Origin of the sequence: Streptomyces sp. NBC_01257, from assembly GCF_035917255.1 — a bacterium.
In the GTDB taxonomy this organism is placed as follows: domain Bacteria; phylum Actinomycetota; class Actinomycetes; order Streptomycetales; family Streptomycetaceae; genus Streptomyces.
On the sequence record NZ_CP108472.1, the window covers coordinates 1,139,273 to 1,163,681 of the forward strand.

Annotated in this window: 14 protein-coding genes; 8 read left to right on the forward strand and 6 right to left on the reverse strand. The window is 70.4% G+C overall.

Translation table 11 applies throughout. The features are described from left to right. Positions 1-78: 78 nt before the first annotated feature. Positions 79-957, reverse strand: coding sequence for a sigma-70 family RNA polymerase sigma factor (locus tag OG408_RS04990; RefSeq protein ID WP_326668447.1), 879 nt, complete (start codon positions 955-957; stop codon positions 79-81). Positions 958-1,051: 94 nt separating this feature from the next. On the opposite strand from OG408_RS04990, the gene OG408_RS04995 reads away from it, so the two are divergent. Both OG408_RS04995 and OG408_RS05000 read left to right on the forward strand, forming a co-directional pair. Next, positions 1,052-1,501, forward strand: coding sequence for a carboxymuconolactone decarboxylase family protein (locus OG408_RS04995; RefSeq protein WP_285566787.1), 450 nt, complete (start codon positions 1,052-1,054; stop codon positions 1,499-1,501). Between the two features lie 146 nt (positions 1,502-1,647). Next, positions 1,648-3,489, forward strand: coding sequence for a WD40 repeat domain-containing serine/threonine protein kinase (locus OG408_RS05000; protein ID WP_326668449.1), 1,842 nt, complete (start codon positions 1,648-1,650; stop codon positions 3,487-3,489). A 136-nt stretch (positions 3,490-3,625) separates the two neighbouring features. Here the strand turns inward: OG408_RS05000 and OG408_RS05005 are convergent, their stop codons facing one another. Together OG408_RS05005 and OG408_RS05010 are read right to left on the reverse strand one after the other, a co-directional pair. After that, the gene (locus OG408_RS05005; protein WP_326668450.1) at positions 3,626-5,857 is read right to left on the reverse strand and encodes a protein kinase domain-containing protein; all 2,232 of its coding nucleotides are present in this window, start codon (positions 5,855-5,857) and stop codon (positions 3,626-3,628) included. Between the two features lie 155 nt (positions 5,858-6,012). Beyond that, entirely contained in the window at positions 6,013-7,095 is a 1,083-nt protein-coding gene (locus tag OG408_RS05010; protein ID WP_326668451.1) for a magnesium and cobalt transport protein CorA, read from the reverse strand. A gap of 73 nt (positions 7,096-7,168) precedes the next feature. On the opposite strand from OG408_RS05010, the gene OG408_RS05015 reads away from it, so the two are divergent. Next, positions 7,169-7,414, forward strand: a complete 246-nt coding sequence (locus tag OG408_RS05015) for a hypothetical protein (protein ID WP_326668452.1) — start codon at positions 7,169-7,171, stop codon at positions 7,412-7,414. 142 nt (positions 7,415-7,556) lie between these two features. Beyond that, positions 7,557-7,868 (forward strand): hypothetical protein, encoded by a 312-nt coding sequence (locus OG408_RS05020; RefSeq protein ID WP_326668453.1) that lies wholly within the window; start codon positions 7,557-7,559, stop codon positions 7,866-7,868. Positions 7,869-7,957: 89 nt separating this feature from the next. Here OG408_RS05020 and OG408_RS05025 read toward each other — a convergent pair whose 3' ends face one another. The 3 genes from OG408_RS05025 to OG408_RS05035 all read right to left on the reverse strand — a co-directional run bounded on the left by OG408_RS05025 (position 7,958) and on the right by OG408_RS05035 (position 13,543). Further along, positions 7,958-9,532, reverse strand: a complete 1,575-nt coding sequence (locus OG408_RS05025) for a DUF2207 family protein (RefSeq protein ID WP_326668454.1) — start codon at positions 9,530-9,532, stop codon at positions 7,958-7,960. Beyond that, entirely contained in the window at positions 9,529-10,062 is a 534-nt protein-coding gene (locus OG408_RS05030) for a LemA family protein (protein WP_285566799.1), read from the reverse strand. The genes OG408_RS05025 and OG408_RS05030 overlap by 4 nt, the downstream gene beginning before the upstream one ends. 289 nt (positions 10,063-10,351) lie before the next feature. Next, a complete protein-coding gene (locus OG408_RS05035) occupies positions 10,352-13,543 on the reverse strand; it encodes a DNRLRE domain-containing protein (protein ID WP_326668455.1) in 3,192 nt (1,063 codons plus the stop codon). 503 nt (positions 13,544-14,046) lie between these two features. On the opposite strand from OG408_RS05035, the gene OG408_RS05040 reads away from it, so the two are divergent. The 4 genes from OG408_RS05040 to OG408_RS05055 all read left to right on the forward strand — a co-directional run bounded on the left by OG408_RS05040 (position 14,047) and on the right by OG408_RS05055 (position 24,353). Then, a complete protein-coding gene (locus OG408_RS05040; RefSeq protein ID WP_326668456.1) occupies positions 14,047-22,113 on the forward strand; it encodes a ricin-type beta-trefoil lectin domain protein in 8,067 nt (2,688 codons plus the stop codon). Positions 22,114-22,274: 161 nt separating this feature from the next. Beyond that, entirely contained in the window at positions 22,275-22,586 is a 312-nt protein-coding gene (locus tag OG408_RS05045) for a hypothetical protein (protein WP_266775847.1), read from the forward strand. Between the two features lie 178 nt (positions 22,587-22,764). Then, the gene (locus OG408_RS05050) at positions 22,765-23,073 is read left to right on the forward strand and encodes a hypothetical protein (RefSeq protein ID WP_326668457.1); all 309 of its coding nucleotides are present in this window, start codon (positions 22,765-22,767) and stop codon (positions 23,071-23,073) included. 101 nt (positions 23,074-23,174) lie between these two features. Continuing rightward, complete coding sequence (locus OG408_RS05055) at positions 23,175-24,353, forward strand: cytochrome P450 family protein (protein ID WP_326668458.1); 1,179 nt, start codon at positions 23,175-23,177, stop codon at positions 24,351-24,353. The last annotated feature ends 56 nt before the right edge of the window (positions 24,354-24,409 follow it).

Below are 24,409 nucleotides of genomic sequence, written 5' to 3' on the forward strand. Positions count from 1 at the left end.
ATGCATGGATCAGCAAAGGGCGGAACGAGCCCGCACCCGCCGCGTGCCGGGCCCGTCGGTCATCACCCCGGCCCGCGTTCACTCCGGAGCCGGCAGATCCATCAGCGCGAGCTTGGCCGGGTCGATCACGACGGTGATTCCGGCGATCCGGCCGCCGACGACGGTGAACGCCAGGATCGACAGCGGGGTCCCGTTCCCGTTCCAGGAGACGACGCCCGGGCAGCCGTCGACCAGGACCGCCCGGCCCTGTGCCGCGGCTGCGGCGGACAGTTGGGCACCGGCCGCGACCTTGGTGGCGCCGAGGGTGACGACCAGGCCGGAAGGGGTGTCGACGGTCAGCTTCACCTCGGGGTCCAGCACCCGCAGCAGCCCCTCGAAGTCGCCGTGGCGAGCCGCTGCGAGGAAGGCTCGCACCACCTCCCGCTGCTCCTGTCCGGTTCCGGTCGGGCGTTCGGTCGTCCGCACCTTCCGGCGGGCGCGGCTGGCGAGCATCTTGGTGGCGGCGGTGGACTTGCCGAGGATCCGGCCGATCTCGTCGAACGGCACCGCGAACAGGTCGTGCAGCACGAACGCCAGCCGTTCGCCCGGCCCGAGCGACCCCAGGACGACGAGGAGCGCGAGCCCGACCGAGTCGGCGAGCATCGCGTCGTCCTCGGGAGCCGGCCGGTCGTCGATCGTCACCACGAGGTCGGACAGACCGTCGTCGTAGGACGCCTCCGGGCGGGCCCGGCGGGAGCGCAGGACATCGAGGCTGATCCGGCCGACCACCGTGGTCAGCCAGCCGGCGACGTTGTTGATGGCCGTCGCGTCCTGGCGGGAGAAACGCAGCCAGGCCTCCTGGACCACGTCCTCGGCGTCCGCGTGCGACCCGAGCAGGCGGCGGGCGACCGCCCGCAGCCGGTCGCCGTGGGCCTCGAACGTCTCGGCCATCGGGTCGGTCGGGAGGGTGTCGGACATGTCGTTACCTTCCTCGGCGCTGCTCCGTCATGGGTGATGACGGGCCCGGAAGGGCGCAGGTAACCGGCCAGCCGGTGATCAAGGAGCAGAACTGATGGAAGCACGCATGACAAGCCCGGCCAATCCCGACGTGATCACGGCGATCCAGCACCTCTACAAGGCGATTCACGCCGGAGGGGTGGACGGACGCCTCCTCTCGCTGGTCCATCTGCGGGCCAGCCAGATCAACGGCTGCAGCCCCTGCATCTTCGCCTCCGTCCGGGCGGCGCAGAAGGCCGGTGAGACGGAGGACCGGCTGCACCACGTCGTCGCGTGGCGCGAAACGCCCTTCTACACCGATGAGGAGCGGGCGGCCCTCGCCCTCGCCGAGGCCGCCACCCGGATCCAGGACGGTGCCCCGGGTGTGACCGACGAGATCTGGAACACCGCCGCCGGCCACTTCACCGAGGAGCAACTGGGTGCGATCACCCTGGAGGTCGCGTTGACCAACTTCTTCAACCGGCTCAACCACACGGTCAAGGAGCAGGCCGGCAAGACCTGGTGAGCCGGAGCGGCCCGTCGCCGTCCCGATCCGCTGCTCTCGACCTGCCGGACTTCACACGCTTGGATGGTCATCGGTCGTACGACCGGTCCCGCACGATGTCCGAGTGGCACGGAGCCTGCGAAACGGAGCCGATGATGGAGTCTGGGATGGCGACGGCCGGGGTGTCGCTTGCCGACCGGTACCTGCTTCGGCGGCTGTTGGGGCGCGGTGGCATGGGCGAGGTCTGGCTGGGCCGGGACGCGGTGCTGGGGCGTGAGGTCGCCGTCAAGGTCATGCCCGTCGCGCCGGACACCGTCTCGGAGCGGCGCTTCCTGCGCGAGGCCGAGGTCCTCGCCGGACTGCGGCACCCGGGGATCACGGTGGTGCACGACGCCGGCCGCCACGACACGTACCGCTTCATCGTCATGGAGCTGCTGACGGGCCACGACCTCGCCCGGCTGCTGGCCGAACAGCAGGCGGGGCAGCTGTCGTTCGCCCGTGCGGTGGACCTGATGAGCCAGACCGTCGACGCCGTCGCTGCGGCCCACCAGCACGGGGTGGTCCACCGCGATCTGAAGCCGGCCAACCTGTTCGTGCAGGCGGGCGACCGGGTGAAGGTCTGCGACTTCGGTATCGCTCGCGTCTCCGACACCTCCGAGACGCTGACCTCGGCCGGTCCGGTCCTCGGCACTCCGGCGTACATGTCGCCCGAACAGCACCAGGGCCGGACGGCGGACGCGCGCACCGACCTGTACTCCCTGGGCGTCGTGCTGTTCGAGATGCTGACGGGTGTCCTCCCGTTCCCCGTCGACCAGCCCCTCTACGCCCTGATGCGCCAGCACGTGGAAGCGACCCCACCGCGGCCGAGCGCGCTCCGCCCGGGCATACCGCGCGAGTTGGAGAAGCTGGTCATGGGGCTGCTGGCCAAGGACCCGGCACGGCGGCCGGACACCCGGGAGGTGGCCGCGGCACTGGCGGAGCTGACCGCCCGGGACACCCTGCCGACCGCGGCACCGGGTTCCGGGCGGACGTCCCGGCACGACCGCGGCCGGCGGCCCCGGACGCCCACCCTCGCGGCGAACCCGGCACCGGACGCCGGAGCGGGTGTCGCGTTCGACCTGCTCCGCACATTGAGGAGCAACTCCGGCGGCTCCGTCGACGCCCTGGCGTTCAGCCCCGACGGGCAGGCCCTCGCCACCGGTCACAGCCGCTCGGGCGTCCGCCTGATCGACCCGCACACCGGCAAGGTGCTCCATCCCCTCACCGGAACCGATGACCGCGTCCACACACTCGCGTTCGCCCCCGACGGCCGCACACTCGCCACGGGAGGCGAAGGCCCGGTGGTACGTCTGTGGGACGGCCGTACGAACACGCTGCGGGCCCAGCTGACCGGGCACACCGGAACCGTCGTGAGCGTGGCGTTCGCACCGGACGGTCACACCCTCGCCGTCGGCAGCTACGCGGGGCTGCGCCTCTGGAGCGCCGACACCGCGAAGCGCCTGGCCGATCTGTCGGGCGGCACGGGCCCGGCGGCGTTCAGCCCCGACGGCCGCCTCCTCGTGTCGGGCGGCACCGACGGCTATGTGCGCCGCTGGAGCCCGCGTTCGGGCAAATCGCACCGCCCGCGGTCCGTCAGACCGAACGGCCAGGTCCGTCTTCTCGCGTTCGGCCCGGACGGGCAGAGCATCGCCGCCGTCTGCGCACCGCTCACCGCCCGGGACAAGGGGCTGGTCAACGTGGTGGACACACGCACCGGGCGGGGGCACCGCCGGCTCACCGGCCACACCGAGGACGTGGGTGCGCTGGCGTACAGCCCGGACGGGCGGCTGCTCGTGTCCGGCGACCACGGGGGCACCGTCATCGTCCGGGACGCCCGCTCCGGCGCGCAGCTCCTCATCCTGCCCGAGCGGTCCGAGAGGGTCCGCGCGCTGGCGTACAGCCCGGACGGCGCGACGCTCGCCGTGGGCTGCTTCGACGGAAGCATCCGCCTCTGGGGCCTCCGTAGCTGACCGGAGGTCCGGACCGACGGGGCTTCGGGTGCGCAATGCGTGGCGGACACGCCAAAGGGCCGAGGGCAACACCTTTGCGTGTGCCTCTTGTTCTCGATACTGACACGCGGCGGCCGGCATCCGGCGCGGCCGCGCGTCAGCCCGACTTCGGCGGCTTCCGCGCGTCGAAGGCGAAGAGCGTGTTCTTGGCCGCGGCGACGAACAGCGCCCGCCCCGCGACGGTCACCCGCGGGCTTGCGCCCTGCTCGCCCGTCAGGCCGTCGGCCTGCGGATCCGTTGTCCACAGCACTCTGCCGTCGGACGGCGAAAGGGCCACCACCCGGCCGGTGGCCGAGCTGAAGTACAGCGCGCCGGGACCCGCCGCTGGACCCGCCGCACCCTCCACCCCTGTCTGCCGCGACCACTTCTTCCGGCCGGTCGCGGGGTCGAGCGCCGTGACGAGACCGGTCTGTCCGCTCACGTAGACGGTGCCGTCCGCCATGCCGGGCGTGCCCGCGTACGTCTTGGCCAGTGGTGCGTAGGTGACCTTCCGCGTGGCCGGATCGACCCGCGCCACCCCGTCGTAGCCGGCCATCGCCGGTCCCTCCATGTGCTGGTGCAGGAGTACGACGCTGCCGTCGTCGACGCCCACCGGCTCGGCGGGACCGTTGACCGCGACGGGCCCGCCCAGCTTCCCCGTGGCCCGGTCGACCACGTGGAGGGTGGGGTGACGCACCTCCAGGGCCTCCACCTCCGCGTTCGTCGCGCACATCGCGAAGAAGCGGGGGCCCGCCGGGACGGGAGCGCACTGGGTGCCCGCGGGGAACGGGGTCGTCCAGGTGACGTCACCGCTGTGCGCGTCCCGCGCCTCGAAGCGGGAGTTGGAGGCGTCGACCGTCACCACGGTGGAGCCGACCACCACGGCGTCCAGCGTCCGGCCCGTGACGGCCGTCGACTGGGCGCCGGACGGCACGGACCACAGCTCGCCGCCGTCGTTCGCGTCGAGGGCCACCACCTCGCTGCGAGGGTCCTGCGGGGCGTCCTGGGCGGCGAAGCGGTACCCGAGCACCGTGTCGTCGGTGGCTCCCACCAGGTGCATGCCCTGGACGGGGACGCCCGGACTCTTCGCGGTCCAGACCCGTGAACCGTCCGAGGCCCTGACCCGGGTCGCGACGACGCCGCCGCCCCCGCAGAACAGCGCGTCGCCGTGCGCGACACAGCGCAGCTCGTCGGGGATGTCCTCGATACCGCCGGGGACGGTCTTGTGCCACGGTGCGAAGCCGGCCGGGAGCGTGGCGCCGGGAGCGGCGACGCTGTTGCCCTTGTCGCCGTCGCTCCTGCCTCCGAAGCCGTCGCCGGTCACCGCGGCGACCCCGCCGCCGATCGCCCCCACGGCGACCGCGGCCGCGAGCACGGGCCGCCAGCGGCCGCGCAGACGGCGGCCGATGGCCGTGCCGGTGCTTCCCGTGCCGGGACCGGGCGGGGTGGCCGGCGACGGGGTGGCCCGCGTCAGGAGGTGGTGCTGGGTGTGCATGTCGCGGGTACGGCCCGTGCCGGAACCGTTCGGGACGGCCCCGCCGAGGTCGGCCGGCAGGTCCCGCAGCAGCACGAGGAGTTCGTCCGCCGACGGGCGGCCCTCGGGCTCCTTGGCCAGGCACGACTCGACGACCGCGCGCAGGGCCGCCGGCACGGCGTCCAGCGACGGCTCCTCGTGGACGACCTGGTACGCCGTCATGTAGGGGCTGTCGGCGTCGAAGGGACCGTGGCCCGTCGCCGCGTACACGAGCAGCGTCGCCAGCGAGAAGACATCGGAGCGGGGCCCCACGCCCCGCGGCGCCTGCAACTGCTCCGGCGACATGAAGGGCGGCGTGCCGATGACCCGGCCCGTCATCGTCAGCGTCTGCTGGTCCACGGCGCGCGAGATGCCGAAGTCGATGACGCGCGGGCCCTCGGGCGAGAGCACGACGTTCGAGGGCTTCAGGTCACGGTGGACGACCCCCACGCGGTGGATGTCGCGCAGCGCCTCCGCCAGCCCGATGGCGAGCCTGCGCAGCTCCGCCCCGTCGAGCGGGCCGTTCGCCGTGATGCGCTGGGCGAGCGTCTGCCCCTCGATGTAGGTCGTCGCCATCCACGGCTGCTCGGCATCGGGGGCGGCGTCGACCACGGCGGCGGTGAACGCGCCGCTCACCCGCCGCGCCGCCGCCACCTCCTGCCGGAAGCGGATGCGGAACTCCTCGTCCCCCGCGAACTGCTGGTGGATCAGCTTGATCGCGACGGGCCGCCCCGAGCTCGTACGGGCCAGGAAGACCGTGCCCATGCCACCCGAGCCGAGCCGGGCCTCGAGCGGATAGCCGCCGATCTCGGCTGGATCGCCTCCGCGCAGCGACACTCTTGCCGTCCTCCTGTCCCCCGTGCACCTCTGCCGGCACGGGCCTGCGTACCTGTCCTGCCTGCACACAAACTAGTCGCAGGGCGGTGCGGCAGAACAAAGCGGGTGCGCACAGGAAGCCCGGATCCGCTCCCGTACGCGCTCACACGCCGGCGTCAGAGCCAGCCGTTGCGACGGAAGCCCCGGTGGATGACGAAGCAGGCGGCGGCGATGACACAGAGGACGAGGGGATAGCCGTAGGTCCAGCGGAGTTCGGGCATGTGGTCGAAGTTCATGCCGTAGACGCCGCACACCATGGTCGGCACGGCGACTATCGCGGCCCAGGCCGTGATCCTGCGCATGTCCTCGTTCTGGGCGACGGCGACCTGGGCCAGGTGGGCCTGGAGGATGGAGTCGAGGAGCGCGTCGTAGGAGGCGATCTGCTCGGCGGCCCTGGCCAGGTGGTCGGCCACGTCACGGAAGTACGCCTGGATCTCCGCGTCGACGACGGGGGCGGACCGTGTGGCGAGCTGCTGCAGCGGCCGGTCCAGCGGCGCCACGGCGCGCTTCAGCTCCAGCAGTTCCCGCTTGATCTGGTAGATGCGGCCCGCGTCGCCCCGGCCGCTGTTCTCACTGAAGACGGCGTTCTCCACGACCTCTATGTCGCTCTCCACGGCGTCGGCCACGGCCGCGTACTCGTCGACCACATGGTCGGCTATGGCGTGCAGCACCGCGGCCGGGCCCTTGGCCAGCTGCCCGGGTGTCTGCTCGAGATCGTTCCGCAGCGGGCCCAGGGAGCCGTGCCCGCCGTGCCGGACCGTGATGACGAAGTCGGTGCCGACGAAGGCCATGAGCTCGCCCGTGTCCACCACCTCGCTGGTCTCGGTGAGCTCCGTGTGCTCGACATAGCAGACGGTCTTGAAGACCGCGAACAGCATGTCGCCGTACCGGTTCACCTTGGGCCGGTGATGACCCTGGACCGCGTCCTCGATGGCCAGCCGGTGCAGGTCGAAGAGTTCGGCGAGGCCGGTAAACTCCTCGCGTTCCGGCTCGTGCAGACCGATCCAGACGAACCCGTCGCCCGTCTTGCGCACGCGCCGCAGACAGTCCTCGACGTCTCCGTGGCCGTGCTGCCGTACGCCGTCGCGGTAGACCACGCAGTTCACCACCGAGCTGCCCAGCGGTGATCGCGCCGGATGGCTCAGGTCCACGGCACGGCCCTGGGTGCGGCGGACCGCGCGGCGGATGTTGCTGAGCATCGACACTGCGGCTCCTTCGGCTGACGGGCGGCCAGTGTGCCACCCGGCGTCGCCGGTCCTCCGCGCAGGATCCGTGAAGGGTGGCAGCCGGCGTGCCGACGGCCGCCGGCGACGGCTGTACGTCCCGGTGCTGCCGGTGGCGCTGGTGCTGTCGCCGCTGCTGCTGCTCGCCGTGCCGGCCGGACTGGTCGCGTGCCGCAGGTTCCGGGTGAGCCCGGCGGGCGCCCTCCGCGGGAGCCGGCGGCTGCTGTGGGCGCTGCCCGGCACCCGGTTCGAGATCGAAGAGGGCCGAACGGCCTTACAGGTACGCATCAGATGAGCCGGAAGAGCAAGGAGTTCCCCATGAACGAGCAGCGCCGTCAGGTCCTGCGGATGCCGGCCGATGGCAAGTCACCGCGGACGAGGCCGAGCGTCTGATCGGCGCTCTCGAACGCGAGCAGCCCGCGTCGCCGCCCGGAGCCGTGTCCCGCCCGGCATCGCGGCCCAAGTACCTGCGCGTGGTCGTGGATTCGGCGGACGGCTCCGGCGGTGACGGGCGCAGCCGGGTCAACATCCGGGTCCCGTTGCAGCTGCTGCGCGCCGGGGTCCGGATCGCCAGCCTCATCCCTCCGCAGGCACTCACCAGGGTCAACGCGGAGCTGGCCAGGTCAGGGGTGCCCATCGACCTCGCCGAACTCAAGCCGCAGCACCTGGAGGAGCTGGTCGACCACCTCGACGACGTCATCGTCGACGTGGAGGACCCCGACGCCACCGTGCGGGTCTTCTGCGAGTGAGACGGCCGGGGCACCGGCGTCCGGGCCGCAGTGAGAGAGCGGGCGGTGTCCGGAGCGCCTCAGCACTGAGGCGCTCCGGAGCCTCTCCCCTACGGGGCGTCCTGCTTGAGGGCCCTCGCGCGGTCGCCCTCCGGCATCGCGGCCCGCACCAGCTCGGCGGAGCGGATGGTGCGGGTGGCCGGCGATACCCTCAGCCGCACCTGGGCGCCGGTCGCGATGCCCTGCGAGGCGGCGGGCAGCGCCCAGGCGGTGGTGAGGTCGGTGTCCCCCTCGTCCAGGACCAGGAACCGGGCCGCCTCCCTGCCCTTGCGCGGCTCCATCCGCAGCACCTCGCCGGTGATCGTGCCGGCTTCCCGCCGCTCCAGGCAGGCGAGTACCAGGAAGTACGCCGCCAGTGCCCCGAAGACGGCGATCGCGGCGAACTCGACGGGCAGGGGGCCCTCGTGGGCCGCCGCGTCGACGAACCAGCCGTGGCTGCCGCTCGCGAAGTTGCCGGGCATCATCGCGAGGAACGCCACGAGCAGGGTCCAGCGGTTGAACGTGCCCGCCACCACGAGCCCGAGCAGTGCGCTGCCCACCCAGCCGATGCTCAGCACCAGACCCGGCCGGCGCAGTGAGTCGCCGTGCTGCGCGTCGACCACGACCGACCAGTCGGGCTGCCGCAGCACCGCGTACACGGCGACGCACGCCGCGAACACGCCCAGCCCCGCCGCCAGATACAGCAGCCGCTTCGTCGAGGCGCCGAAGCCGGGACGCAGTCGCGGGTAGCGGATCCGCACCGGGCGCCAGGTCCCTCCGTACGAGGACCAGACGCGCCGCCGGTCTCCGGAGTCGAATCCGAGGAGCCGGCTGCTCAGGCTGGTGACGCCGAGCGCGGTGCCGTACGCGAGATAGCGGTCCCAGACGGTCACGGACGCGGGCGGCAGCCGGGCGAAGTCCTCGTGCGCCGTCAGCCAGGCGCGCAGTCCGGCCCAGTGCCCGGCGCGTTCGAGGCCCTCGGGTGTCGCCCGCTCGCGCAGTGACTTGCCGAGCAGGAAGGCCAGCGCGGCCCCCGGAGCCACGCCGACGGCGAACGCGGCGCGCAGGTTGTGCCCTCCCATGACCGCGGCCACGGTGAACAGCGCACCGGGTACGAAGGCGCTGAACATCAGCGCGGAGCCGAGCAACCGCGAGTAGCGGAACCGGGACAGGCCGCGCTGCCGGGCCTCGGCGATGATCTCCTGGCGCAACGAGGAGTTCCAGGCGGCGGCGCGCTTGGCGTCACGGAAGGCGATCGCCCCGATGGGCGCGCCGCCGTCCGCCGCGCGGGCGTTGACCCGGTCCAGCACCCGCTGCTCGTACGGCGGCAGGCCCGCCGCCGCCCGGCCGGCCTCGGTGGCGTGCACGGTGCTGCGTGCCGGGTCGTCGCCCGGCTGCCGGAGCTCGACGAGCCCGCGGGCCGCGAGGTCCAGCAGGGTGGCCGCGGCGGCGTGTTCCACACCCCGCCAGCCGTTGCCGAGCAGGCTGACCACGGCCGGCGGTTCGGGGTCGTCCCCGAACTCCTGGGTCGCGGGCCCCGGCGTGACCTCGCCGTTGCGGGTGGCGACGAGCGCGAACCCGAAGGCGACGAGCCAGAGCACGATCAGGGCGGCGCCGCCCCAGTAGAGCTGTTCGGTGAGTGTCACGCGAATCTCACCTGGACAGCCTCCTGCGCCGCGCCGGCGGCCTCGAAGTACTCGCGCCGCTCGTGCGCGCCGCCCAGGCCCGACACGACGTTCCCCGGGAAGCTCTCGAGGGCGGTGTGGTAGCTCTGCACCGCACTGTTGTAGAACTGCCGCGCGTAGGCGATCTTGTCCTCCGCCGTCCTCAGCTCGGCCTGCACCGTGCTGAAGTGCTGGTCCGCCTTGAGGTCGGGATAGCTCTCGCCGAGCGCGAACAGTTTGCCCAGCGTCGCGGTGAGCGCGTCCTCGGCTGCCGCCCGTTCGGTCACACCGAGCGTGCCGCTGACGGCGGCCCCGCGCGCGGCCGTGACCGCTTCGAAGGTGCCGCGCTCATGAGCGGCGTAGCCGCGCGCACTCTCCACCAGATTCGGTATCAGTTCGTGCCGCCGCTTCAGCTGCACATCGATCTGCGCCCACGAGGCCTGCGTCTGATTCCGCAGCCGGACGAGGCGGTTGTAGGTCCGGACGACCCACCACACGACCAGAACGACCAATACCGCAATAATTGCACCAACGATGACACCCACGGTGTCGCCCCCAGAGGCCCTAGAAGATCCGACCCCCCTGGCCGATCGACGTGATCATATTCCGGCCGTCAAGCCCCGTACGGACCGGGGATCGTTCGCCCGCGGGGTCCTGCTCACCCACGTCCGCGGACGGGAGCGCGGCGACCCTCCTGGCCGTGCCGGTGCAGGCCAGGAGGGTGCGGCGGCCCCGCGGCCGGCGTGGTTGCGCCCGCCTTCCGAGACGCGCTGTTTCGTTGCCCGGGTCAGCCGGGCCGGGTCAGCCGAAGGCCCGCTTGTCGCCCCAGCCGGATCCGATGACCGTCTTCACGGGCGCGTTGGTGTTGGTGGTGGACGGGTTGTAGATGGCCATGTGGCCGTCCGCCGCGAACCGGGCCCAGATGTCCGGGATGCCGTCCTTGTTGATGTCCGGGATGCCAATCGCGGTGTCGACGTTCGCCTCGGTCCAGCTGCTGCCGAACGGGACGTCTCCGTTGAGCGAGTTGGCCGCCAGCATCAGGGAGTTGAGGTCGACACTGCCGGCGGTGGAGCCGGGCTTCCCGTGACGCACGTACATGTTGCCGTTGTCGAGGTTGCGCCAGAGCAGGTCGGGCGTGCCGTCCTTGTTCATGTCGGCGAGGTTGACGACGTCGCGGCGCCCCCAGGCGTCGGAGTTCATCTGGGTCGCGGTCCGGATGGTGGCACCGCTGTAGCCGGAGAGCACCCACAGGGCCGCGTCGGTGCGCAGCACCAGGTCGGGCAGCTTGTCGCCGGTGATGTCACCGACGGCCTTGAGCTGGATCCAGGTGGACGGCGCGGGCGCGTTCGACGGGAGGCGGATCTTCATCCGGTCGCCGACGTCGAACGAGCCGTAGCCGTCGCCCGGGTAGAGCCAGAACCCGCCTGACGGGTCTACGGCGAAGAGGTCCGTCGTCCCGTCGCCCGGGTAGGCGTCCTGGTAGTGCGCGATCAGCGCGGCCTTGCCGGTCGTCGCGTTGTACCAGTGACCGGCCGGAGCCGGCGTCGACTTGCCGTCGGCGCCTGTCGTGTACGAGGAGGTGAGCTGGCCGTACAGCTCGCCGCCCGGCTGGCCCGGATACGTGCGCAGCACGCCGGTGCTGTCGATGAGGAGCAGGTCGGGGGTGCCGTCGCCGCCGGTGTCACCCGGGCCGTCGGCGTTGTCCCTCGGCGGGACGTAGGTCGTGTGGTCCGTCCGTGCGCTCATGTTGCCGAGGCTGTCGTAGGCGTAGACCTGGAGCGTGTTGGGGCCGGCGTTCGGCGGCCGCAGGTCGGGGACGGTGGCGAGGCCGGCGGCGTCGGCGTTGACCGTGACGGGGCTGACTCCGCCCCACGCGTAGGTGAACTTCACGGCCCCGGGCGACTCGAAGGTGATCGGTCCGGTCAGGCCGAAGGCCACGGTCGCCCATGTGGCGCCGTCATCGGTGGCCTTGAGGAACACGTCGCTGGTGACGGTGGGCTGGGACGGGCCGCTCGGGTCCACCGTGATGCGGCAGGGCTCGGTGCCCGGCGGGTAGATGGAGGACGTCGCGCCGGCGGAGTCCTTGCCCATCGCGTCCCAGGAGAACGTGGTGTTGGTGGTGAGGTCCTTCAGCAGGGGATCACTGGACGGGATCGTGTACTTGGCGGTGCCTCCGGAGGCACCGATCGCTATCTCGACACCGGCCGGGACCGTGCCGCCGGTCTTCCAGAAGCGGAAGCGGACCTTGCTCATGTTGTTGTCGGGGTCCTTGGCGGTCACCGACAGGGTGATGTTGGTCTTGCCGACCGTCACGCCCGCGCCGGGGCCGGGCTTGCAGGAACCGCCGGGCGTCGAGGAGCCGCTGGTGGGCTCGGACGGGTTGCGGTTGTAGACGGCCTCGATGGTCGCCGAGGTCGCCTTGAACTTGCGCCAGGTCTGGGTGTCCGACTCGGTCGTGGCCCGCATGCCCAGGGTCACGGACGCATCGCCCCTGTCGGTGGCGTACTGGGCGGCGTCCTTGACGTTGAAGTCCTCGTACTCGTCCTTGCAGGAGCTCGACGACCAGCCGTGCGCGAAGGACTTGCGCTCGATCTCGTCGGACCAGCTCGGCTGCGCGTTCCATGTCGTGCCGGACGAGATCGCACCGGTACGCCACAGCTGGAACTCGCGTTTCGTACAGGACCAGGAGTGGTTGTTGAGCACCTTGAAGGTCGCGCTGGTGATCTTCGCGCCCTTGATGCTCTTCGACCAGTCCATCCGCCAGAAGGAGCGGGCGGTGCCGCCGGTGTCGGACTCGTGGCCGACGCGGGCGTCGGAGGTACCGGAGGAGAAGTTGGTGCCGTTGAAGAAGCTGGTGCTCGGGTACGGCTTGTAGGCCACTGTCCACGCGTCCCAGCCGGGGTTCAGCGGCGGGTCGACGAACAGCGGGTACGTGATGTCCTCGCGCGCCGCAAGACCGGTGGCGGCGAAGCCGAGGCCGAGCCGGGCGGTGTGGGTGTTCTCGCCGTCCAGGGTGATCGGCAGCGGCGCCGCCTGCGCGCCGGGCTCGACGCCGGTCAGTCCGGAAAGCTTCAGGACGTCGTCCGGGGTGGCGGCGGAGGTGCGGTTCGGGGCGCCCTCGGGCAGCTCGGGGTCACGGCCGCTGGAGTCCCAGGCGAACGGCGTCGGAATCGATCCGACCTCCTGGCCGGCCTTGTCCAGGACCTGGACCCGGCTGGCCTTGCGGTCCTGACGGAACACGGCCGTGGCGGAGTCGAGGCCGTACGAGACGGTCTTGAGCGCGTCCTGCCGCGCGGCCTCGGGGGTCTTGACGATCAGGACCTGTGCCATGCCGCCCTCCTCCCGGGCGACGAGCAGCAGGTCGACGCCCGGCAGGACCTCGGAGTACAGGGCGCGCGGCCCGTCGAGGACCGGCTCGGGCAGGGCGCCCGGCCAGGTGTACGCGACGGTGTGGCCGTCGAGTTCGACCTCGGCGAGCACCGTCCCGCCCGGTGTCCCGGTGCGGGCGAACGAGCGTCCGGCGCGCGCCTTGTGGGCGCTGCCGCTCGCGAAGCGGACGGGAACGGCCGGGTTCGCGGGCGCGATACCGAGTCCCCTGGGGGCCTCGGCCGTCCGCTTGAGCTTGTTGTCGATCGGGGCCCACTCACCCTTGGCGTTCTTCGCCCGGGTGGGTGCGGCCGTGATCCGGGTCTTGAAGCTGCCGTTGGGCAGCGCCCAGGTCAGCGAGGTGGCGTCGGTGGCCGTGTCGACGAGTACCTGCGCTTGGGTGCGCAGGGCCTGGGCCATCGCGGTGGCCTCGTCGCGCGGGCCGGTGGACACGGGGGCGGCGCCGGTGGCGCCGTTGGCACCGCCGGCGGTGGCCGGCGAAGAGCCGCCGGACTGCCACCACGGCAGCAGGGCAGCGGTGAGGGCGGCCAGTACGAGGCCGAGGGTCAGGGACAGCCGCGTGCGCGTGCGCACAAAGGGGCTGAGAAAACGAGGCGGCGCGGTCACGGCGGTCTACTCCGGTGGGAACCAGGCGGATTGAGGACAGCACAGACAGCCCCAGTGGGCAGGCCGCGGGGGCAGAAGGCGGGCACACGATCACACATGTGAAGCATTTGCGTCCACAGGTGAAGCTTTTATGAACTCGTTACCTCTATGTGGAGCCGACGTGAAACCGGCCGACGGGCTGTCAACCAAGCCCGATTCAAGGCTTTTCTGGGCCCGTATTGACGGTTAACGCTGAAGTGTCCAGCGCCTTACTGATTGATCATCAGCAGAACGGTCTGATCCGTTTCGCCCCGTGTCACAGATCACTTTCGCGACCCCGGGGCACCCCTTATCGATCTTGAATATGTGGCGGACATGCCAGAGAGTGCGCACGCACGCGTCTGAGGCAGAGGTGTGCCATCCGGTGTATCCGCACCTCGTCCATTGTTTGAACTGCCAGGTGGGAGTCGACGCGTATGCGTGCTTCAGGTCCACTGTCATGGGTGGGGCGGGGACGCCTAGCCATGACGGATTCACAACGACGGCGCCGGCGGCGAAGCCGCACGGCGATCGTCCTTCTGCTGTCCTCGACACTGACCGTGACGACCCTGGGCAGCCAGGCGTTCGCCGTTCCCGGTCCCGGCATGAGCCGCGAGGAGTCGATCGCCAAGATCGGACTCCCGGACCTGCCGGAGGCCACCGACGTCGAGGGCGACGCAGCCGCCGACAAGACCCTGACCCTGGCTCCGGAGAATCCGGTCGCCCCCTACACCCCCACCGCCACCGCGGCGTGGACCTCCGGCACCGGCCAGGCCACGCTCGACGCGAGCAGCGCGCCCGGGACCACGGAGCCGGTCAGCAACAACCTGCCGGTCGCCATCGGTGTCCCGGAGGGCGGTGACGCCGCCGCACTCGCCGGCGACTGGACCGTGGGCGTGGCCCCGCAGACGACCTCGCAGGACGCGGGCGTCTCCGGCATCGTCATGAAGCTCACCCCGCCGGCCACCGTCGACCCGGCCGCCGAGGTCGCGATCAGCATCGACACCACGGGCTTCGCCGACCTCTACGGACCGCAGGCCGCCGACCGCTTCGGTCTGATGCTGCTGCCCGAGTGCGTCTACTCCTCCCCCACCGAGGGTGACTGCGCCGACGGCGGCGACGGCGGCACGAGCACGATGTCCCTCTCCGACGGGGACAAGGACGTCAAGAACGGCAAGAAGGACTTCCAGCGCCTGCGCAGCACGGTGAAGACCGTGGCCGCCAAGGACGCGCCGACGAAGACGAAGACGGCCGGGAAGTCCGCCACCCGCAAGGTCCTCAGCGGCAGCATCCCGGTCTCCAGCCTCGTCGGTGAGGGCTTCGTTCCCTCCGGCGCGACCAAGGCCTCCTACCGGGACGGCGTCCAGCCCGCGGTCTCCGCGAACGGCGGCGCCGCCGTCGGCGGCCTCGACACCGGCTCCTCGGTGTCCGGTGACTTCACGGCCTCGCCGCTGCTGTCCTCCGGCTCCTGGTCGTCGGGCTCCTCCTCGGGCGCCTTCACCTACTCGTACGACGTCCAGGTCCCGGAGACCGCCGGCGGCCTGATGCCGAAGGTCAGCCTGGCGTACTCCTCGCAGTCCGTCGACGGCCGTACGTCCTCGACGAACAACCAGGCCTCCTGGATCGGCGACGGCTGGGACTACAACGCGGGCTCCATCACCCGTACGTACGCCAACTGCCGCCAGGACTCGAAGAAGGCCGGCTCCAACAACTCCACCCACCGCACCGCGGACCTGTGCTGGGGTTCGGAGAACGCCACCCTCTCGCTCGGCGGCATGACCACCGAACTGGTCTGGGACGCCACCAAGAGCAAGTGGTTCACGGCCAACGGCGACGGCTCCACCATCCAGATAGTCAAGGGCGAGGCCACCGGCAACGGCGCCAAGGACGGTGAGTACTGGATCGTCACCACCAAGGACGGCACGAAGTACCACTTCGGCAAGAACAAGCTCCCGGGCTGGTCGAACCACGGCGCCGACCCCGACGACCCGACCACCGACTCGGTGCTCACGGTCCCGGTCTACGGCAACCACCCGAACGAGGACTGCTACAAGGGCCCCACGACCACCGACTGGACGAACTCCTGGTGCACGCAGGGCTGGCGCTGGGGCCTCGACTACATCGAGGACATCCACGGCAACGCCATGTCGATGTGGTGGAAGAAGGACGCCCCGAACTACTACGCCCGCAACTTCAACTTCAAGGCCCCGGTCGCCTACGACCGTGACGGCTGGCTGGACCACATCGACTACGGCCAGCGCAAGAACACCATCTTCACCGAGACCGCGCCCGCCCGGGTCGGCTTCTCGGTGAAGGAGCGCTGCTACGACGTCGACGACGTCACCTGCTCCGACGCCAACTTCGCCTCGAAGGACCCGCGCAACTACCGGCCCTGGTTCGACACCCCGGCCGACATGCGCTGCGAGTCCGCCAAGAAGTGCTGGAACGCCGGTCCGTCCTTCTGGTCCCGCAAGCGTCTCGACAAGATCACGACCTCGGCCCAGCGGCGCACCGACACCGCGGCCCGGCAGGTCGTCGACGAGTACCAGCTGAAGCAGAGCTTCGCCAAGCTGCTGACCGGCCCGAACACGGCCCTGTGGCTGGAGTCGATCCAGCGCACCGGCTACGCCCGCAAGGGCTCCACCGACGCGAGCCTCCAGCTCAACACGGTGCGGTTCGAGCCCAACGCCGAGGACATGCCGAACCGCGTCAAGGCGGTCCACACCTCGCGCCCCGGTTTCTCCCGGCTGCGCATCGGCCGCGTCGTCAACGAGTACGGCGGCGAGACCATCGTCACGTACAAGCCGATCGAGGGTGACTGTCTCTCCGGCAACCTTCCCCTGCTCGACCAGCAGCCCGGCGAGGACCGTGCCACGGCCATGGCCCGGCTGCAGGCCAAGCTCAAGGTGAACGACCGGCTCTGCTATCCGTCGTTCTGGAACCCCGACCCCGAGGTCGAGGACATCGACTGGTTCCACAAGTACGCCGTGGACACCGTCGAGGAACTGCCCAACATCGACGGCAACTTCACCACCAGGACGGAGTACCGGTACAAGAGCCCGGCCTGGAAGCTCGCCGAGGCCGAGTTCACCAAGAAGTCCCAGCGCACGTACGCGCAGTTCGCGGGCTTCGAGCAGACCACGGTCCTGACGGGCCCGGTCGTCGAGGGCGAGGCGGACACCGCCGGTCAGCGCTCCAAGTCCGTCACCCGCTTCTTCCGGGGCCTCGGCGACACCGTGCCCGTCAAGGACATCACCGGCGCCGAGATAGCCAAGGACCGGGAGCCGTTCGCCGGCCGGATCGCCGAGGAGCTCACGTACACGGACTCCACCAAGGCCGACTCCGACTGGCTGTCCCGCTCGGTCACCAAGCCCGAGGCGACCGAACTCGCCAAACGGGACCGCGACGACGGCCTGAGCCCACTGCGGGCCTGGCGGGTCACGGAGCCGGAGGAGGTCGCGTACACCAAGTCGTCCGGCACCAACACCGACGACCCGCGCCCCCAGCGCACGGTCAGAACGACCTCGAAGTACGACGCGACCTACGGTCTGCCGACCGAGGTCGAGTCGCTGGGCGACGCCGACCCCGCCAAGACCGGTGACGAGTCCTGCACCAAGCTGGAGTACCTGCACCGGCCCGACAAGAACCTCATCGGTCTGTCCAAGCAGGTCCTGGTCTCGCCGACGACCTGTGCGAACGCCGACTGGGCGGATCTCGGCTCGCTGAGCAACGCGACCCGTACGGCCTACGACGGCACGGCATACGGAACCGCCCTCGGCTCCGCCTCCCGCGGTCTGGCCACCGAGTCGTGGACGCTCAACGGTGCCGGCACCGGCTTCCGGACCACCGGCACCAAGGAGTTCGACGCCGTCGGCCGCGTGGTCAAGGAGACCCCCGCGGACCAGCTGAACCAGGTGGTGCCGAAGTCCTCCACGATCACCTACGGCTCCATCGGGCCGGCCACGGGCCAGGTCTTCAAGGTCACGACGACCAACCTGCTCGGGCAGAGCCAGACCCAGGAACTGGAGCCCGGCCGCTCGGTCACCGTCAAGACGACCGACGTCAACAACCTCGTCAGTGAGGCGGTGTACGACCCGCTCGGGCGGCTCGCCGAAGCCTGGGCAGCGGGCCGTACCCCCGGCACCGGCACCGCCGACTTCCGCGCGGTCTACACGGTCCCGAAGGAGGAGACCGACCCCGACGACGCGAATATCAAGATCCGCAAGCCCCCGTACGTCACCACGTACGCGCGTGGCTACGAGGACAGGATCGAGACCTCCGTCACGCTCTACGACGGCCTCGGCCGTGAGCGGCAGACGCAGGAGGAGGCCGACGGCGGCGCCGGCTGGCTGATCACCGACACGCTGTACAACGGCTCCGGTGAGGTCTACCAGACCAACAACGCCTACCTGACCGACGAGGCGAAGCCGGGCGAGCTGTTCAGCCCGCTCGCCGACACGGCCATTCCCAACATCACGCGCTACACGTACGACGGTCTCGGCCGCGTGCTGAAGGAGACGCCGTACCTCAAGTGGGTCGACCCGGACACCAAGGAGTCCTTCTCCAAGGCGAACGAGGAACGGGCCGTCCGCTACGAATACGGTGAGGACTGGTCGAAGGTCATCCAGCCGGAGGGCGACTCGTCCTACCGCGTCTGGACCGACGCGACCGGCCGCACCGTGCGCACGGACACCTTCAACCCGGCTGCCCCCGGCGGCTTCACGTCGACGCGCTACCAGTTCGATCCGCACGGCCAGCTCCGCACGGCGACCGCCTCGGCGGACGCGACGCACCCGTGGTCGTGGACGTACGACCACAACGGCCAGGTGGAGACGGCGACCGACCCCGACGCGGGCACGTCCCGCACGGCCTACGACGCCTTCGGCCGGGTCGAGACGACCACGAACTCCCGCGGCGTCAAAGTCTGGAACGGCTACGACGAGCTGTCGCGCCCCAAGGAGGCGCGCGCGGACAGTTCCACCGGCAAGCTGCTGTCCTCGTTCACGTACGACACGGCTCCGGGCGGCAAGGGCATGCCCGCCACCGCCACCCGCTACACCGATCTTCAGGCGTACACCCAGAAGGTCAACGGCTACACCAAGGAGTACCAGCCGACCTCGACCACGCTGTCCCTGCCGCAGTCCGTCGTCGACACGTGGGGTCTGAAGAAGGACTACACGTACGACTACACGTACAACGACCGCGGCATGCTGGACGAGACCACCCTTCCGGCGGTGGGCGCGTTCGACGCCGAGAAGCTGGTCGTCCGTTACAACAAGGACGGCAAGCCGCTCTCCATCTCCGGCAAGGACTGGTACGGCTCCGAGACCACCTACGACGCCTACGGCCAGGTGCTCCGCTCCACGCTCGGTGCCCAGCCGTACCGCGTGTGGACACAGAACGCCTTCGACGAGGGCAGCGGCGAGCTCACCGAGCAGTCGGTCTACCGCGAGAAGAGTGACGCCACCGCGGACAAGAGTGTCGTCGGCGGCAACCTCGTCTCGAACCGGGGGTACACCTACGACCCGGCCGGCAACGTCACCTCGATCGAGGAGAAGTCCACCGGGATCGCGGAGCGCCAGTGCTTCGTCTACGACCCGCTGGGCCAGCTGAAGTCGGCCTGGACCTCCAAGGACCGCACGAGCTGCGTCAACCCGAGGAACCCGGACGGCTCACTCAACAAGAACACGGACGGCACGCTCCGCGTCGCCGCGGGCGCGGACAGCTCCGGCTACTGGCAGGAGTACGAGTACGACCTGCTCGGCAACCGCACGAAGCTCACCGAGAACGACCTCTCCGGCGACACCACCAAGAACGCGGTCTCCACGTACGCGTACGGCAAGAACGCCGCCAAGGACCAGCCGCACACGCTGACCAAGGTGTCGAAGACCTACACCACCCCCGCCGGGGCGCAGATCACGGCGGAAGCCACTCGGCTGTATGAACTCACCGGCGAGACCAAAACGGTCGCCTCGGTCGAGAACGGTGACAAGCAGGACCTGAGCTGGACCTATGACGGCCAGGTCGACCGGATCACCGGTGCGGGCACAGGCGGCAAGACCCCGTATGTGGGGCTCGCCCAGAAGTGCCTGGACCTCAAGTCGAGCGCGGCCACGGCCGGCCAGCCGATCCAGCTCTACTCCTGCAACGGATCGCCGGCGCAGAACTACAAGTTCACGCCCACTCCGGGCACGAAGGCGGCCCCGCAGACGGACCCCGACAAGGGCACGCTCTCCGTGTACGGCACCTGGTGCCTCCAGCCCGCCGCCAACACGGCAGGCTCGGCGGTCCAGATCCAGAAGTGTGACGGTTCGGCCGCGCAGGAACTGAAGCGCAACGCCTCCGGCCAGCTGATCCACCCGGCCTCCGGCGGTCTGTGCCTCGCGGTGCAGGGCGCGGCGGACACGAACGCGACACCGATCGTGCTCGCCGCCTGTGCCACGGCCCAGGCGGCCCAGCAGTGGCTGCCGCAGAACGACACCCGTCACATCTACGGCCCCGACGGCGCCCGCCTGCTCACCATCAAGGGCAAGCAGGCGACGCTCCACCTGGGTGAGGCCGAGGTGACCGTCCAGCAGGGCGGCGCTCTGGTCAACACCCAGCGCACCTACGGGGCTCCGGGTGGCGCGGTCATGCGCTACGCCTACGGCAACGGCGCGGAGACCCTGGTCGCCCAGACCACGGACCAGCAGGGCAGCGCGTACACGGAGGTCGCCCTCTACGGCGGCATGTCGGTGCGTATCCGCAAGCAGGACCCCTTCGGCAACGAGCGCGGTACCACGGGTACCAGCCTCCAGAACCACAAGGGATTCCTCGGCAAGACCCGGGACGACTCCTCCGGCTTCCAGCCACTGGGAGCCCGTCTGTACGACCCCGTGGTCGGACGCTTCCTGTCGGTCGACCCGGTGCTCGACCTGAACGACCCGCTGCAGTCCAACGGGTACGCGTACGCGCAGAACAACCCGGTCACGTACTCCGACCCGACCGGCGAGTCGATCATCCTGAGCGCTTCGGAGAAGGCGGCGGCCCTCGCCGGCGCGGGTCTGTCCGCGGCACAGGTCGCTCAGGCCCAGTCGATGCAGGGCAAGTCACTCACCTCCGTCATCCTGGCGGTTGCGTGGGAGACGCTGAAGGACTTCATCGGCATCAACGACGCCATGGCCTGCTTCGGCGGGGACATGTGGTCCTGCGTCAGCATCGCGGTCGACGCCATCCCGTGGTCCAAGCTCGGGAAGATCCCGGCCGTGATCAAGGCGGTCAACCGCACCATCGAAGCCATCAAGGCCTTCAAGGTGGCCAAGCGGGCCGCCGAGGCGGTCCTCAAGGCCGCCAAGGCGGCCGAGGCGGCCGCGCTACGGGCCAAGAAGCTGGCCATCGAGAAGGCGAAGAAGGAGGCTGCGCAGAGAGCCAAGAAGAAGGCCGCCGAAGCCGCCAAACGAAAAGCCGACGAAGCGGCTGCCGCGAAGCGGAAGACGGGCAACCCCGTCCACAAGCAGGCCCAGGCCAAGGCCGCGCCCAAGGCCACTTCCCACCCGAGTTCGGCCAAGAGCGGGGGTGGCAAGAGCTCCGGCGGCAGCAGCAAGGGCTCCGGCGGCGGAGGCGGCAAGTCCGGCGGATCTTCCCGCAGCAACGGCGGCACCAGCGGTGGCGGCAGCTCCGGCAGAGCCGACGGCGGCGGTTCCTGCCCGGTCAACAGCTTCGTGCCGGGCACGAAGGTGCTGATGGCTGATGGTTCCACCAAGCCGATCGAGAAGGTGAAGACCGGCGACAAGGTCGTCGCGACCGACCCCGAGTCCGGCGAGAGCATCGTCGAGACGGTCACCGCCGAGATCAAGGGCCAGGGCCTCAAGCACCTGGTCAAGGTCACGATCGACCTCGACGGTGACAGCGGCTCGAAGACGGCCCGGATCACCGCGACCGCCGGACACCCCTTCTGGGTCCCCGAACTCGGCAAGTGGATCGACGCCGCCGACCTCAGGTCGGGCGAGTGGCTTCGGACCAGCGCCGGCACCTATGTGCAGATCGCCGCGATCCGGCGGTGGACCGCTCAGGACACCACGGTCCACAACCTGACCGTCTCCGACCTGCACACGTATTACGTGCTGGCGGGTGCTACCCCGGTCCTGGTCCACAACGCCAACCTTCCCCAGGTCTGCGGTCCGGTCACGGAGAACACGCACTACGCCGATGTCGAGGTCTTCGACGCCGACGGAACCCAGATCGACGCGTACTCCCTCCGGAGCGGTGCCACCACGGCAGAAGAAGCCAGCATCGGAGTGGGACGCGCGCGTCAGGCGGTCCACACGGAGAACCGGGCAGCACGCGCGGCCGGCGGTGCGCCCATGATCAAGGACACGGTCATCCCGGACGACCCGTTCTTCATGGCCAGTCCTGTTCCTGATGGCGGGCGGGTCCGGATTACCGGAACCAAGCCACCCTGTGGGCCCTGCCAGTCGCAAATGCGGCTTTCCGCGGAAGATACGGCTTCGACGTTTGATTACCTGTGGCCGGACGGAAATGGCGGAATGAACATCTTCTCCACGGACGGGTAGGTTTCCCCGAATCCAGCGGCGTATTTCCGTAAAGCAACTGGACTCGACCCGTTCCCCATGACCACGAGCCATGGGTCATGGGCAAGGCCCCTGCCTGGTGCAGGCCTCTCACAGGCCTGCACCAGGCAGGGGCTTTGTCGTGGGGAGGTACCATTCCCTCCATGGAAACTCCGCGAGAAGACGCGCGCTGTGGGGTCTGCGGTCAGTCGACGACCACCCATGACGCCCATCAGCACGATGACGGCCGGCCTGCCCGAAAAGGAAAGCGTGTCGCTTATGTCGTCGTAGAGTTGCGCGGAGCCACCGCCCACTTTCAGGCAGCCGATGACGCCGGCCGGACGTTCAAGACCGGTGCTTCCGATCTGGCAGGTCAATTGGGCATCAGCCCGGCCGACCTGCTCGGCCGCCAGTACACGTGCTGGGTGGAGCCCACCGAATACGGCGTCATTCGAAGCGACTTCACGCTCGCCTGACACGATTCCCGAACGCCCGGCCGAGCTTTCCCGGCCGGGCTTTCCTCATATCCGGCGCCTGTCCGCCGGCGGTCACCACGGCTCGACGAAGGGCGTATGCGGGTCAGGGTTGACCTCAAGCCCGGTTGAGCTTCTAGGTTCGGGCATGCCGATGTCGACGTACCCGAGAGGAACGGCCATGAGAACACTGGTGCTGGGCAGGACGCCCGCCAGGGTGACGGACGTACTCGCCACACTGCGCGCGGACGGCTTCGACGCGGAGGGAGTGAGCACCGATGAGGAGGCCCGGAAGCGGTTGGCGGCCGGGGAGTTCGGAGTGCTGATCATCGGCGGGGGTGTGGAGCCGGACTCCCGCGCCGCGCTCAAGGAGTTCGCAGCGGAGCACCGGGTGAGGCGGGTGATCGACGGCGCGCTGTCCGCGCCCTTCGATGCCTACGTGCGGCGGGAGTTCGAGCCGCTGATCCGGGAGGAGCTCTCCAGGGAGTGACGGCCGCCGTACCACTGCCGTAGCCGGTGGACGCCGCATCCGTAAGCCGGTTGGGCGTGTCGCCGATGACAAGCGGGCGGGGCCGGTTGGAGCCTGAAGGCATGACCGACCCGACTCAGGACCCCCGCTTCCTCCAGGACCCCTACCCCATCTACGCGGCCATGCGGTCCAGTTGTCCGGTGCAGCCCGTGCCCGCCGGGTCCGGTGGGCGCATCAGCTATCTGGTCACCGGCTACGCGGAGGCGCGGGAAGCGCTCGGCGACGCCCGGCTCTCGAAGGACACGGCGGCCTTCTTCGCGGGCAAGGCGACGGGGCGTCGTCTGCACCCCGCGGTGGCGCACACCATGCTGGCCACCGACCCTCCCCAGCACACCCGTCTCCGCAAGCTGGTGACCAAGGCGTTCACGACCGGGGCGGTCGCCGAGCTGCGTCCGTTCATCGCCGAGGTCACCGGCAGTCTGCTGGATCAGTGGCCCGCGGGCGGGCGGTTCGACTTCGTGGCGGGCCTGGCGGTGCCGTTGCCGGTCATCGTGATCTGTGAGCTGCTCGGCGTCCCGGAGGCGGACCGGCCCGACGTCCAGCGCTGGTCCGGTGAGCTGTTCGCGGCGGGCCGGCCCGAGGTCATCGACGCGGCCTCGCACTCCATGGCCGGCTACATGACGGACCTCATCGCGGCCAAGCGCGTGCACCCCGGTGGCTCTGTCCTTGACCGGCTCATCTCGGCGCGTGACGGAGACGACCTGCTGAGCGAGGACGAGCTGGTCTCCCTGGCGGTGCTGCTGCTCGTGGCCGGGCACGAGACCACCGGCAACTTCCTCGGCAACGCCGCGCTGGCGCTTCTCCGGCACCCTGCCGAGCTGCACCGGCTGCGGGAGGACCCGGACGAGGTCCCCGCCGCGCTGGACGAGCTGCTCCGGTTCGACTCCCCCGTCAGTACGGCCACCTTCCGGTTCACCACGGAGGACGTCACACTCGGCGGTACCGACATCCCGGCCGGTTCTCCGGTGCTGGTCGCTCTGGGGGCCGCGAACCGCGATCCTGCGCGGTTCGCGTCGCCGGACCTGCTCGATCCGGACCGGGACGCAGGCGCTCATCTCGGCTTCGGCCACGGCATCCATCGCTGCGTCGGGGCTCCTCTGGCCAAGGCCGAGGCGGAGATCGCACTCCGCGCGGTGCTGACGCGGTTTCCGGGCATCCGGCTCGCCGTGCCGCCGGACCGGCTGGAGTGGCGGCGCACCCGTCTCGTCCGGGGTCTGGCCTCGCTTCCCCTCCTGGCCTGAAGTGTGTCCTGCTGTCCTGCCCCTCCGGCACGGGCTGATGGCGGAACGGAAACCGG

What these genes read in the sequence shown, in the direction of transcription:
- OG408_RS05050 (WP_326668457.1), top strand. Translation starts at nt 22,765, where the DNA reads ATGAGAACACTGGTGCTGGGCAGGACGCCCGCCAGGGTGACGGACGTA.
- OG408_RS05040 (WP_326668456.1), top strand. Translation starts at nt 14,047, where the DNA reads ATGACGGATTCACAACGACGGCGCCGGCGGCGAAGCCGCACGGCGATC.
- OG408_RS04995 (WP_285566787.1), top strand. Translation starts at nt 1,052, where the DNA reads ATGGAAGCACGCATGACAAGCCCGGCCAATCCCGACGTGATCACGGCG.
- OG408_RS04990 (WP_326668447.1), bottom strand. Translation starts at nt 957, where the DNA reads ATGTCCGACACCCTCCCGACCGACCCGATGGCCGAGACGTTCGAGGCC.
- OG408_RS05045 (WP_266775847.1), top strand. Translation starts at nt 22,275, where the DNA reads ATGGAAACTCCGCGAGAAGACGCGCGCTGTGGGGTCTGCGGTCAGTCG.
- OG408_RS05055 (WP_326668458.1), top strand. Translation starts at nt 23,175, where the DNA reads ATGACCGACCCGACTCAGGACCCCCGCTTCCTCCAGGACCCCTACCCC.
- OG408_RS05000 (WP_326668449.1), top strand. Translation starts at nt 1,648, where the DNA reads ATGGCGACGGCCGGGGTGTCGCTTGCCGACCGGTACCTGCTTCGGCGG.
- OG408_RS05010 (WP_326668451.1), bottom strand. Translation starts at nt 7,095, where the DNA reads ATGCTCAGCAACATCCGCCGCGCGGTCCGCCGCACCCAGGGCCGTGCC.